The sequence below is a fragment of the Pseudovibrio sp. W74 genome (assembly GCF_001623085.1).
Lineage (GTDB): Bacteria > Pseudomonadota > Alphaproteobacteria > Rhizobiales > Stappiaceae > Pseudovibrio.
In genome coordinates, this window is sequence record NZ_LMCJ01000045.1 from 28,392 (window position 1) to 41,160 (window position 12,769).

General features: G+C 49.2%; 9 protein-coding genes. 8 read left to right on the forward strand and 1 reads right to left on the reverse strand.

Translation table 11 applies throughout. The features are described 5' to 3' along the window. The first annotated feature begins 541 nt into the window (after positions 1-541). The 3 genes from dctP to PsW74_RS20245 all read left to right on the forward strand — a co-directional run bounded on the left by dctP (position 542) and on the right by PsW74_RS20245 (position 3,550). Positions 542-1,576, forward strand: a complete 1,035-nt coding sequence (gene dctP, locus PsW74_RS20235) for a TRAP transporter substrate-binding protein DctP (RefSeq protein ID WP_063289337.1) — start codon at positions 542-544, stop codon at positions 1,574-1,576. A gap of 85 nt (positions 1,577-1,661) precedes the next feature. Next, positions 1,662-2,264, forward strand: a complete 603-nt coding sequence (locus PsW74_RS20240) for a TRAP transporter small permease (RefSeq protein ID WP_063289336.1) — start codon at positions 1,662-1,664, stop codon at positions 2,262-2,264. Then, positions 2,261-3,550: a TRAP transporter large permease gene (locus PsW74_RS20245; protein ID WP_063289335.1), complete on the forward strand. Its 1,290-nt coding sequence runs from the start codon at positions 2,261-2,263 to the stop codon at positions 3,548-3,550. Before PsW74_RS20240 ends, PsW74_RS20245 begins: the two co-directional genes overlap by 4 nt. 433 nt (positions 3,551-3,983) lie before the next feature. On the opposite strand, the gene PsW74_RS28705 is transcribed toward PsW74_RS20245, so the two are convergent. Next, entirely contained in the window at positions 3,984-4,181 is a 198-nt protein-coding gene (locus PsW74_RS28705) for a hypothetical protein (RefSeq protein WP_152986719.1), read from the reverse strand. Between the two features lie 24 nt (positions 4,182-4,205). Between PsW74_RS28705 and PsW74_RS20250 the strand changes: the two genes are divergently transcribed. From PsW74_RS20250 to PsW74_RS20270, 5 genes are all read left to right on the forward strand, one after another. Then, positions 4,206-5,570: a TolC family outer membrane protein gene (locus tag PsW74_RS20250; protein WP_063289334.1), complete on the forward strand. Its 1,365-nt coding sequence runs from the start codon at positions 4,206-4,208 to the stop codon at positions 5,568-5,570. Between the two features lie 88 nt (positions 5,571-5,658). Beyond that, on the forward strand, positions 5,659-7,836 hold the full coding sequence (locus tag PsW74_RS20255) for a type I secretion system permease/ATPase (RefSeq protein ID WP_063289333.1): 2,178 nt from the start codon (positions 5,659-5,661) through the stop codon (positions 7,834-7,836). A 1-nt stretch (position 7,837) separates the two neighbouring features. Beyond that, entirely contained in the window at positions 7,838-9,145 is a 1,308-nt protein-coding gene (locus PsW74_RS20260; protein ID WP_063289332.1) for an HlyD family type I secretion periplasmic adaptor subunit, read from the forward strand. Positions 9,146-9,173: 28 nt separating this feature from the next. Next, entirely contained in the window at positions 9,174-10,079 is a 906-nt protein-coding gene (locus PsW74_RS20265) for a transglutaminase-like cysteine peptidase (protein WP_063289331.1), read from the forward strand. A gap of 370 nt (positions 10,080-10,449) precedes the next feature. Continuing rightward, on the forward strand, positions 10,450-12,769 hold a 2,320-nt coding region (locus PsW74_RS20270; protein WP_244277884.1), incomplete at its 3' end, for a DUF5801 repeats-in-toxin domain-containing protein.

The following is a 12,769-nucleotide window of genomic DNA, read 5'->3' on the forward strand; positions in this document are numbered from 1 at the left end:
GCCACTCAAAATTCTCGATTTTTGCATGTAGCGTTTCTGCATCTTCGATGTTCCTCTCGATTTTCGACCGATATTAAATTGATATATCAGTGTCTTTTTTTGATGCAGAAAATTGCTGCCGCCATTTGGTTTGCCTAAAACCCTATAATTTGAAGAGCTTTCCGCCCAAAATTTCTTCAAATTCAGTAGATATGACTAGTTCATAAGGTGACAAATGGTCAATAGTGAAAAAAATATGGATCATTTGAATTATATCTAGTATGTTTCCCGAGTTAGTAAAAGTATGCATGTGAAACGCACTGCGCTTTATTGCCAGTTCTTCGCATCTATTCGGCACAAGGGGATAAGCACTTACAGGGACATCACTCATCAAGAGCAATGAAAGATGTTTCTGATCGCGGCCCCTGAGCTGTAGCAATCTAAAAATCTTGAGTGACACGATTTGACGCAAGTCGCCTGTGTTGTGAGAGGCATAATCGGCCATCCGGGAGCCAATGATAAGCAATAGATGCGTATCTGGATGGTTATTAGGGAGACAAGAATGAACAAACCTAGCCTTAAAACTGTATCAAAGGGTTTCCGTCGCGTATTGAGCGTAGGTGCAGCAAGTGCAATTGCTTTGACACTGGCGTCTTCCGTATACGCTGCTGATCTGCGTCTGAAAATCGCTGGTACGGTACCTGTCGATCACGAAGGCACCAAAATGCTGAAGCAGATCGAAAAGGAAATTGAGGCTGCTGATGTTGGCCTGAAAGTTTCTGTCTTCCCTGCAAGCCAGCTCGGTTCCGGTGAGTCTCTGGTTGAAGACACCATCCGCGGTAACGTGGACTTTGTGATGGCGTTCATCTACTCCCACAAAGATCCAGTGCTCGACATCATGTCCATGCCATACCTGTTCACCAGCTGGGATGATCTGGAAAATGTGATGTTGAACCCAGATTCTGAGTACAACAAGATCATCAATGAGCGTCTTGAAAACCTCGGTCTGAAGCTGTTCAATCACAACCCTGAAGGTTTTGTTGGTGTTGTTGCGAACAAAAAGCCTGAAGACTATGCAGGCTTTGGCGACAAAGGCATGAACATCCGTGTCTGGTCTTCTGCTGTTGTTAAAGACATGGCTGAAACTCTGGGCTACAACACCACCACGATGGCTTGGGGTGATATGTTCCCTGCAATGCAGTCCGGTATTGTTGACGGCACCTTGTGCTGCACCAAACAGGCTGCTTACACCATCTTCGCAAAGTCCAATGTTGGTAAGTACTTCGTAGAGTACAACGCGATCTCTGAAATCAACTCTTTCTATGGTTCTCTGAAAACCTGGAACAAGATGAATGATGAGCAGAAAGCTGTTGTGAAAGCTGCGTTTGATAAAGCTTCCAAGCAGTACTTCCAGTTCAACAAAGAGAACGATGCGAACTTCAAGCAGAAACTCGTAGAATCCGGTTACGAAGTCCTGAGCTTCACCCCTGAGCAGGAAAAAGTTCTTGCTGAGCGTGTACGTGAAAAAGTTTGGCCTGCAATGGCTGAAGTTGTTGGTCAGGACACCATTGACCGTCTGAAGAAAGACTTCCAATAAGCCCTTCTCTTCAAGGCCGGCGCATACCCTGCGCCGGCCTTTTCTATGACTTATTTGGTTTCAAGAAACGAAGGGCAAATATCAGATGAGTATTCTGACGAGCGAACTTCCAAGGCCAGTGGCTAAACCGCTGAACGGCGTCATTAAACTGATGAACTTCATGATTACAGCCGGCGGTGTAATCATGGCGCTCACATTTTTTATGGTTGTGATTGTCCGTTATGGTTTTGGTGGCAACCTTTTTGCCTATGAAGAATGGCTGATGACTGTCAGCTTCTGGATGTTCTTCATGGCTGCTGCTGTCGCCTCAGCACGCAAAGAGCATGTCAACGCAGACGTGCTTGGCTTTCTGATCAAAAACCCGCGCATCATCTGGTGGCGTGAGGTGGCTGTAGAAATCATTGAAATTGGCGTTTTGAGTGCGGTCACGTATTGGGGCTGGCTCATGCTTGAAGAAGAACTTGCCTCCTACCCAATGTGGCAGACGACCGTTGCGCTGAAGATTCCATTCTTTGCGCCTCGATTAGCTATTTTCCTGGGCTTCCTGTTCATGACCATGTTCGCCGTGCTGCACTTTTATCTGCTGCTGCGAAACGGTCCAAAATGGCCGGAACGGGAACCCCGCGAAATTGCGGAAAACGTACACCCTGAAGAAGAACCAATAAAAGCTCAAGGGGCAGCGCAATGATTATTGTTGGGTCAATTGCCATTCTATGCGGCCTTTTGCTGCTTGGTGTAAGCGTACACCTAGCATTTGGCGCAATTCTTATTTTCCTTGCCTATATGGGCGGCCATGATGTTGCTGGTTATCTACCAACCGGCCACTGGAAAATGAACAATGTGGTTCTGCTGGCTATTCCGCTGTTCATCATTGCTGGCGGCATTATGGAAAAGGGACGTATCGCTGCGCCTCTTGTCAGCGTGGCGGAGCTGTTTGTCGGGCACATCAAAGGTGGTTTGTCTGCTGCAACTGTGCTTGCGTCCGGTGTATTCGGTTCAATTTCCGGAAGTGCAAACGCGACACTGACTTGCATTGGTGGCATCATGATGCCGCATCTGCGCAAAGCCAACTATCCTGAAGGCCAGTCAGCTGCGCTGATCGTTAGCGCTGCACCTCTTGGATTGTTGATCCCGCCAAGTGCTTCTCACATTTTGTATGCCTGGGTCGCACAGCAGTCCGTGCTGCGTGCATTCCTCTCCACCGTCATTCCCGGTTTGATCCTCATTACGCTTTTGATCATCGTAAACCAGGTGATGCTGCGCAAGCATAAAGACATCAATCTGGAAAAGCGCCCAGATGACTTCAACTACGAGTTCAAGCGTCGCGGCCTGAAGGCGTTTCCTGCATTGATGATGCCCGTCATCATCCTCGGCGGGATCTATGGTGGCATCATGACACCAACGGAAGCCGCTGGCGTCGCTGTTGTTTATGCGATCCCTGTTGCGATTTACGTTTACCGTGGTCTGACCTGGAAAACGTTCCGTGAAACCATTTTGAACTCAGGCATCACCATTGGTGTGGTTATGGCGATGATCTTCATGGTGTTGATCGTGAGCCGGTTCCTGATCTTTGAAGACATCCCGGCGATTGCAGAGGAGTTTGTTTACTCCGTCTCTGAAGACCCAATCATGATCTTGCTGATGGTGAATCTGGTGATGATCATCATCGGTATGTTGATGGATGATATCTCCGGCATCCTGCTCTCAACGCCGCTGCTGCTTCCAATCGTACAGGGCGTTGGTATGGATCCAATCCACTTTGCGGCTGTTTTGGGTGTGAACCTGGGCATGGCGAACATTACGCCACCGACTGCTCCGCTGCTGTATCTGGGATCCAAGGTGACAGAAACCTCGGTCGATAAGATGCTGAAGCCGACGTTGATGTTCATCTTCTTTGCATGGTTGCCGACACTGGTGCTGACCACGTTCATTCCGCAGCTGGCTCTGTACATTCCAAACCTGCTGCTGAACTAATCGTTTTGCAAAATGATGCAGATTTTAAAGAGGCGGATGTCGAAGCATCCGCCTCTTTTTTTGTGAGGGAGCCCCTGAGTTTTAAGGAGGGCTTGAGCTTGAGAACGAAGACTATAGATGAGGGGAAACTAAAAGAATCAATATTCGGTTTTTGGGTCTTATAGTTAACATGTGGGAACTGTTGGATTTCTCAGAGTCCACTTGCGTAAATAAAATTCAATGACAGGTGGTATTTTAGAGAGTGTGAATGAATATCTGTAAAATTTTATCTTTCTATATATACTCAGTACTTTTTTAAATTGAATACAGTTGACTCGTTTTCTTTGTAATTCTCTTTTTCTCGAGATGTTTCGCTAATTTCGTTGTAATGCGTTTTGCATAATTTGCTTTAGTATTTGAGTGTTCTTGTGTTTATCTATGCATTTGCTTTGGTTTAGTTTGTTTGTGTCTGGGTGATATCTTGAGATTTTGGGGTACCATTTATACTATGAAAAAATATATTGATAAAAATCTCTACACGTGATTTTACTCTGTTAGATTTTCTTTTTGTTTTTCCCATGGCCGGAAAATCAGGGGCGCTGTAATGATGAAATTCTGCTGCCTTTGGTTGTTTGAGGTAAACGCCGTTCATGGAAAAGTCATTGGGGTGTAGGCAATGCTTTTTCGAGGTACTTCTGTTGCACTGTTGATGTGCGCGTTGGGAGTGACGTCTGCTCATTCTGCGTCTTTACGAGATGCTGTTGAAACCGCCGTTCTCACTAATCCAGACATTGTAGAGTCTGCTGCAAACAGAAGGGCGCGTGATCAGGAATTGCGTGCTTCTCAAAGTGCGTTCATGCCGAAGTTGAGTGTGAATGCTTCTTTTGGTGCAGAGCGCTTGCGCAGGGCACAATCCAACACCACTGAGCAATGGCGTGCAGCCAAGCAGGTGAGTGTTGAAGCTGAGCAGCTGTTGTTTGACGGCTTCGGTTCAGTGAATGAGATCTATCGCCAGAGCGCCCGTGTTGATGGTGCTGCTCTGCGTGTTCTGGAACGCTCTGAAGCGATCGCACTTGATGCTGTTGAAGCCTATGTCGATGTTGTGCGTCATCAGAAGATTCTGAACAAGTCCAAAGAGAACACTGCACTTCACCAGCGTCTCGCACGTGAAGTGAAAGAACGTTACGATGGTGGTGAAACTGGTGCCGCTGATCTTGCTCAGGTGCAGGAGCGCGTTGCCGCCACTCGCATGATTACAGCAAGCGTGCGTAAGTCATTGCTGGATGCAATGGCGAAGTATCGCCGCGTCGTTGGTGTTGCTCCAAGCAATCTGGGTGCTGTTTCTGCTGCAAACTCAGCTGCTGCAAAGAGTTTGTCTTCTGCACTTGCAATGTCTCGTCAGAGCAATCCGTTGATCTTGTCGGCTGAGGCTGACACGGATGCTGCCGGTTTTGCGATTGAGCAGAGCAACTCCTCCTTCATGCCTCGGGTTACTCTGAATGGGTCTGCCAATTTCGGAGATGACCTGAATGGTTATGAAGGTCGTAGCGATGACTACCGCATCATGGTTCGCCTGAGATGGAACCTTTACAATGGCGGTTATGACAGTGCGATGCGTGGCCGTGCGGTTGAGCAGCATGCAGAAGCACAGGCACGTGTTGATCGTATGCGCCGCGAAACTGATGAAGCTGTTGAGCAAGCATGGGCGTCTGTTCAAACAACACGCGAGCGCATCTCCGCTCTGCGTCAGACCGTTTCTGCCAACCAGCGTGTTGTGAGCGGTTACCGTCAGGAATACAACATTGGTCAGCGCTCATTGCTGGATGTGCTGAACGCTGAAAATGCGCTGTTTAACAGCCGTATCGATCTGATCTCTGCAGAATATATTCTGAAGTTCTCTACCTATCAGCTGCAAGGTATCACCGGTAACCTGCTGGCGATGTTCAACATCTCTCCACCAGCTGAATCAAGAGCCGACCGCCGCGGGAACACATCGATCTTCCCTCAAGCTGCGGGTTTCCAGATTGAACCACTTCGTTAATGGTGTAATCTGCACGCATAGCCGAAATTTTCTTCAGGAAGGGAGCCTTTGCGGCTCCCTTTTGTCGTTAAGAATGATGAGACTGTAAATGACCGTCGAGACTGAAAACTCAGCTGAAGTGAGCATCAAAGATCCGCTTGTCGAGGCGATCAAGTACATCGCCAGAAGCTACGGTAACTACGCAACCGACTCTGTCATTTTGGCAGGGTTACCTTACGATGGTCGGCGACTTTCCATCAAACTGATTGAGCGAGCATCCTCTAATTGTGGAATGAGGGCGGTCACGGTCAGGAAAAAAGCTGGAACAATACCTGCGATCTCATTGCCTGCAATTCTTGTGTTTGAAGATGGAAGCCTTCGTATTTTGAAGGAGCTAAATGAGAGCACGGGTCACGCTTCGATTGTTGATGCGGAGAGGCCAGAGGAGCAGCAAATTCTCTCAATTGCAGCTCTTGAGAAGCTATATAGCGGACATGGCATCTTCTTTAAGCCCGTCAATATGACTTCTGAGACTAACGGTATGGGGTCTGGCAGGGACGGGCACTGGTTCTGGAGCGTTATTGCAGGCTTCTGGAAGGATTACATCCACGTTGCTATTGCTGCGCTGGTCATCAATAGTCTGGCGCTGGCCTCACCGCTTTTCATCATGAATGTTTACGACCGTGTGCTGCCAAACTTTGCTATTCCAACACTATGGGCGCTTGCGGCGGGGGTGCTTCTTGCTCTGGTGTTTGATGGAATTTTGAAGACCGCGCGCAGCTCCATCATAAACATGACAGGTAAACAAGCAGACCTTGCTATTGCGTCGCGAATTTTTTCGCATGCTCTCGGGCTTGATCTGGAGAACCGCCCGGGATCGACCGGCCAGTTTGCTAATCACATCAAAGAGTTTGAGACTGTTCGTGAGTTTTTCACGTCCTCCTCCTTGGTGGCATTGATTGATATGTGTTTCATCGGCCTGTTCATCATGGTGCTTTTCCTGATTGTTGGACCGATTGCTTATGTGCCGCTTGCTGCTGTTCCGGTGGTTATTCTGATCAACTTGCTTGTTCAGCCTGCGCTTGCTGGTTCTGTTGATCAGGCCACAAAAGAAAGTGCGATGCGCCATTCCGTGTTGGTGGAAAGTATTGCAAATATCGATACCATCCGAGCTTTGAATGCTGAGAGCTCTATGCAGATCAAGTGGGAGCGATCTGTTGCGTCCAGTGCTGCGGCTATTTTGAAGGGGCGTTACTGGTCCACATTGGCTCAGTCGCTGACAGGCTTTGCGCAGGCTCTGGTGTCCATCTGTATCGTTGTCTGGGGTGTTTATCTGGTCAATGACGGTGCGGTGAATATGGGTGGTCTGATTGCTGCGATGATGCTTTCAGGCCGTGTTCTTGCGCCTTTGTCATCCATTGCGGGTACGCTGACACGACTGCGTCAGACCATGCATTCCTACAAGATGCTGTCTGGTCTGATGGAGTTGCCTGCGGAGCGCAGACCAAACCGGACTTATGTGAACAGCCGCATCACGTCTGGTGCGATTTCCTTCCAAAATGTGTCATTTCGCTACCCTGAGGCTGCTGAAGACTCCTTGCGCAATGTGAGCTTTGAAGTTCGGCCTGGAGAGACCATTGGGCTTATTGGCCGTGTGGGTGCTGGTAAATCGACAGTGGGGCGTTTGTTATCCGGGCTTTATACGCCCTCAGATGGTGCAATTCTGGTCGATAAGATTGATACGCGGCAGTACGATCCTGCAGATCTGCGCGATGGTGTCGGGTTCTTGTCACAGGATAACGTGTTGTTCAGTGGCAGTTTGCGAGAGAACATCGTTGTTGGGCGGCCACAGGCTTCTAACGAAGATATCTATCGTGCAGCTCATATTGCAGGTGTTGAGGATTTTGTTGCGACACATCCTCATGGGTTTGACATGCAGGTGGGAGAGGGTGGTCGTTTGCTCTCTGGCGGGCAGAAGCAAAGTGTCGCGCTTGCCAGAATGTTGCTGCGCCAACCGCGTCTGTTGTTTTTAGATGAGCCGTCTAGTCATCTTGATACAGCGTCAGAGCGCCGGTTGCTGGAGCGCCTGCGGGAATACAACTCGCCTGATACGACGATGATTATTAGCACGCATCGAACTTCCTTATTGCAGCTTACAGACCGTTTGGTTGCCCTTGATAAGGGGCAGCTTGTGGCAGATGGACCACGGGATTTCGTGATTGAGAAGCTACGTACCCTTGGTGCGACGCGGAACGAAGAGCGCCAGCGTAGCGCGGAGGGTGTGTGAGATGAAGAACTGGGATTACGCAACCGATATCCGTGCAAGTTTGCAGACCCGTCCTCCCCGTGCTGCAACGCGTGTCATTCTGATTGTCTTTGTGGCTTTGGCTGCCGGTATCACATGGGCCTCTCAAGCCGAGCTTGAAGAGGTTACACGTGGTGAGGGACGGGTTGTGCCGTCCAGCCAGATCCAGATTGTACAGGCGCCTGAAAAGGGCATTGTAAAGTCTCTTCTCGTGAAAGAGGGACAGATCGTTCAAAAGGGGGACGTTGTTGTCCGGGTGGATGATACAGGCTTTTCTTCGCAGCTAGGTGAGCTTCAGCAGCGTCAGTGGAGCCTTTTGGCACGTGCTGAGAGGTTGATGGCGGAAGCAAGTGGTGTGCCTCTGGAGCTTTCTGGTGAGCTTACAACCAATGCGCCGGGTCACACGTTTGAAGAAGAGCAGGTCTATCTGGCGCGTAACCTGCAGCTCACAAGTGAAATCTCCCTTTTGAAAAATCAGCGATTGCAGAGAGAGCAAGAGCTGGAAGAGTTGCTTGCTGAGAAACGTAAAACCGTTGTCACCATGGAAACGCTGGCGCGTGAAGTGGAGATTAATGAGCGTCTCTTCAAGCGCAAGGTGCTTCCTGAGATCGAGTTCCTGCGTCTTAAGCGCCAGCTTGATGAAGCGCAGGGCAGCCTGGAAGTGTTGAATGCCTCTATTCGGCGTGTCACGTCAGCCGGACAGGAAGCGGAAGAGCGCATTGCAAATGCAAAGACAGTGTTTCACGCCAAAGCGCGTCAGGAACTGGCGGCTGCGCGGGCTGAACTTGCGGTAATAAATGAGACTATTAAAGCGGCCAGAGACAAGGTTCAGCGGACGGATCTTGAGGCCCCTGTCTACGGTGTGGTTAATCAATTGAATATATCCACAATCGGGGCTGTGGTGCAGCCTGGAGAGCCTTTAGTCGAGATTGTTCCGCTGGAAGATACGCTTCTGATTGAAGCGCAGATCAGTCCTCAGGACGTGGCATTTCTTAGGCCAGGTCAAGAGGTTACGGTCAAAATCACTGCCTACGACTATTCCATTTATGGAGGTCTGAAAGGCAAGCTGGAAAGGATCGCTGCGGACTCCACCAAGGACGAGCAGGGTAATCGATTTTTTAAAGTCAACGTCAGAACAGATAAAAACTATCTTGGGACGGAAACGGATCCTTTACCAATAATACCAGGAATGGTGGCCTCAATTGATGTTTTAACCGGTTTTAAAACCGTGTTGGATTATATCCTTAAGCCTATAAACAAAGTGCGTTCGGAAGCACTTCGCGAGAGATAATTCCGAACGCCTGACAAGGGGCGTCAGGATGTTTTGTAATAGGTTTTGGGCCGCTGGCAGACGCCGTGCGGTAACTAAGAATTATTGCGTCTACAAAGCTGCAGTTCTTGGATTTGCCGGTATTGCGCTTGGATTTTCTCAATTTGTTTCCACGGCTGCTGCATTGGAGCCGCAAACTCCATATTTTCCAATTGAGCTTGCTTCTGTTGCTACTCCTGAGCCGGTTCTTGTTGCCAAGGCACGTATGCCCGTTCCAATGGCCAAGCCTGAGTTGCCTGCCATTGAAACAGCATCTGCGCATGGTTCTAATGCTGTGTTGAGTACTCCCACACGTAATCTGCAGCGTATCGTTCGTTCTACTGCCGGAACTTCCATCGACAGGCGCTGGAACATCATTACAACTCAGATGGACCGGATTGCAGATACTTCTAAGTGTTTGAATAGCAGTGATAAATGCGAAGTAAGCGTTTTAAATACCTGGGGCAACCTGATTAAAGCTGCGCGCAAGCTTCCGCGTCACAAGCAGCTTTCCTATGTAAATCGTGGGATCAACGCACTCATCAGCTATCAAAGTGACCAGCAGGTTTGGGGGCGAAGTGATTATTGGGCCTCACCAATTGAAACGCTGAGTCAGCGCAGAGGGGACTGTGAGGACTATGCTGTCTTAAAGTACTGGACTTTAAGGGAACTGGGTATTCCTGCTGAGGATATGAAGGTGGTTGCAGTCTATGACACCAAGATCGGCCAGTATCATGCAATCCTCAATCTCTCCTACAAAGGTGGAGAGTATGTCCTTGATAACCGCTTTGGCCGGGTTGCACTCAAGCAGGACACCAAAAACTATAAATGGGTGCATGTGGCCGGTAGTGGCCAGCAGCTTCTGCAAAAGGTGAAATTTACATCTCTTGCAGCAATGACACGCACGTTTAATTAGAACTGCGAATCTACTTTTTAAAAATCTATTCAGAGCGCGTTGCAAGGGGCAAAGAACGCGCTCTTTTTTTGTTTGAAAATGCCCTTCTTTCCTGAGCTTTACTCTCCAGAAAACAGCATTTCCCGTTAATAACTTCGCCACCCTGTATAGGGAGCGGTGTTTAACAAAAACTAAAATACTCAATAAAATTTAATCAAATTAAAACCTTGGTCGCAGAAACGCGTGAATTCAGGGTGTTGCTGGACTGTGACGGAATTAACGATGTTAAAAATTCCTTAAGGAAATGATTTGACTTTTATCATGATTGGCAAAATTATCGGCGCAATTGCTAAAATTTTATTAAAACTGTTTATGCGTCGGGTTTGCTAAAATGTCAGAGCGTCAAGCGTCTACTACGATCACAGCCACTAACACTTCCCAGGCAGCTGTTCCTTCACAAGTGCTGAAGATTGGGATTGCTACCCAAGGCCAGTCGGAGGTTCTTGTTCGGCAGCCGGGGCAGTTGGTTGATTTCAGCCAGATGCTGGAAGTGCCAGTTAGTCTCTTCCGCTACGGTGAGAGCTTGCAAATCCTGTTTTCTGATGGTGGAACGCTTCTTGTTGAAGGGTTCTTTGCCGGAGATCAGACGGATGGGGCGCTGATCCTGAGTGAAACCCAGACGCTGACAATTGAAGAATTTGGTGCGCTTGTCGAAATCTTGCCGGTTGATACGCTCCAAACCGCTGCAGGTGATGGGACACCAATTGCCGATCAGCTGGAAGATCCAAACAGTTCAGGACAAGATTTTGATGACAACCCTGATGGCGGTCCACTGGGGCCGGGTCTGAATGTCAATGATCTCCTGAGACCAGAAGACAATGCCGGAGCTGCGGCTGCGGCAGATGATCCCGAACAGGACGTTGATGATGTACCTGTGGCTGGCATTGCGGAAGTTGGCGCGCTTGATGAAACTGATTGGGCTGATGCTGGCAAAGGGCCACTATCCTTCACAGGCAATCTGAATGTCGACTTCGGTCTGGACGGTGTGAGCGAGCGCTCGTTGGCGTTTCAACTTGATGCCGGCGTGCCTGTTGACCGAGCTGGGACCCCAATCCGCCTGACTGCTGACGGGCAGCCGCTGACTTATGAAGTACAGGACCTTATTGCGGATGCTGCCAATGAGATTGGTGCGGGCAGCCAGCTGCTTATTGCCAAGCTGCCTAATGGCGAATTGGTTTTTGAGGTTCTGCTGAACACTTTCCCGGAAACCGGTGAATTTACTTTTACACTCCATGGCAATCTGGATCATCTGGAAGCAGATGTGAAAGACATTCTGGAGTTGGAATTTGGTTTCCAGGCGTTTGATGCTGATGGAGATTCCGCAGACTCGTTCCTGATTGTAAATGTTGCTGATGACCTGCCGGAGATTGGGGCGCCCACAACAGGTACTGTTGATGAAGATGGCATCCCGGATATCGGTAACGGTAATGACACCGCAGATGGTGATGCCCCAGCAACCTCTCATAAAGTTACTGCCTCTCTCGATATCGATTGGGGTGCGGATGATGCCGACAGTGATAAAGGTGGTATTGGGGATCGTTCAGTCAAGTTTGACGGAACTCCAATAACTTCTCAGGTCCTGACATCTGATGGTATTGCACTTGTTTATACTGTCAGCGTAGATGGCACTGAGTTCACAGCGACCAAGGGTGTTGGGGGCGATGCGGTCTTCCAAGTAACTTTGTCAGATGATGGGTCTGGTTCTTATAGCTTCGAGCTTCTGGATAATCTGGATCATTTTGTTGCTGGTACTGAAGATGATATCGAATTGACCTTCGGTTTTGTCGCAACTGACAGTGATGGCGATACAGCCAACTCCAGCTTTACCGTGATTGTTGATGATGACATGGCGACGATCACGTCTCTTGAGCTGAACAGGTTCGTTCAGGTTGATGAGAGTGCTGGTCTGGATAACGATGACACCACTGATCCAGCTGTTGCAGCCCTGTTTGATGGGGTTTCCGGCAAAGGTTCTGATGAGGACATGGTTCCTCAGTTCGCCCGCGATAACGTGGTGGACTTTGCCTATGATGACGGTGCTGATGGCGCAACCCATAAGGTAACGCTGAGCATTGATGATGCAGCCTCAGGTCTTCAGACCACAGCGGGTGCTGACATTCTGCTTTATCTGGAAGGTGATCTTGTTGTTGGCCGCGTTGGTGGCGAAACCGGCGATGCGGTGTTTGCAATCTCCATTGATGGCGACGGTGAAGTCAGCCTTGCGCAGTACCAGTCCATCAAGCAACTTGATACAGACAGTCATGATGAATTCGTCAATCTGGACGGCAAGATCTCTGCTGTTCTGACAGTCACCGATGGTGATGGCGATGTGACCAGCCAGAGCATTGAAATTGGTGAGAAGATCCGGTTTGGTGATGATGGGCCAAGTGTAACCGATCAGCAGCAGGATGTGACTGTTGATGAAGATGACATCGACACGATCCTGTCAACGGGTACTAGCCCAGATTACTGGGGCCTTGAGGCTGATGGCAACTGGACTGAGTTCCTGAGTGGTTCTGCGATTGCAGCCGGGGATCTTCAGAACACTGTTGACTTTGGTGCTGATGGGGATGCTGGCGCTGGCTCGTTCACCTTTGTTGGAGATGCAGCGCAGCAGCTGAGCGACCTTGGTTTGTCTTCTGACGGCGATG

Bases quoted from the DNA above. Each gene is read 5' to 3' on its own strand.
- PsW74_RS20240 (WP_063289336.1), top strand. From the start codon at position 1,662: ATGAGTATTCTGACGAGCGAACTTCCAAGGCCAGTGGCTAAACCGCTG.
- PsW74_RS20250 (WP_063289334.1), top strand. From the start codon at position 4,206: ATGCTTTTTCGAGGTACTTCTGTTGCACTGTTGATGTGCGCGTTGGGA.
- PsW74_RS20265 (WP_063289331.1), top strand. From the start codon at position 9,174: ATGTTTTGTAATAGGTTTTGGGCCGCTGGCAGACGCCGTGCGGTAACT.
- PsW74_RS20255 (WP_063289333.1), top strand. From the start codon at position 5,659: ATGACCGTCGAGACTGAAAACTCAGCTGAAGTGAGCATCAAAGATCCG.
- PsW74_RS28705 (WP_152986719.1), bottom strand. From the start codon at position 4,181: ATGAACGGCGTTTACCTCAAACAACCAAAGGCAGCAGAATTTCATCAT.
- PsW74_RS20260 (WP_063289332.1), top strand. From the start codon at position 7,838: ATGAAGAACTGGGATTACGCAACCGATATCCGTGCAAGTTTGCAGACC.
- PsW74_RS20245 (WP_063289335.1), top strand. From the start codon at position 2,261: ATGATTATTGTTGGGTCAATTGCCATTCTATGCGGCCTTTTGCTGCTT.
- dctP (WP_063289337.1), top strand. From the start codon at position 542: ATGAACAAACCTAGCCTTAAAACTGTATCAAAGGGTTTCCGTCGCGTA.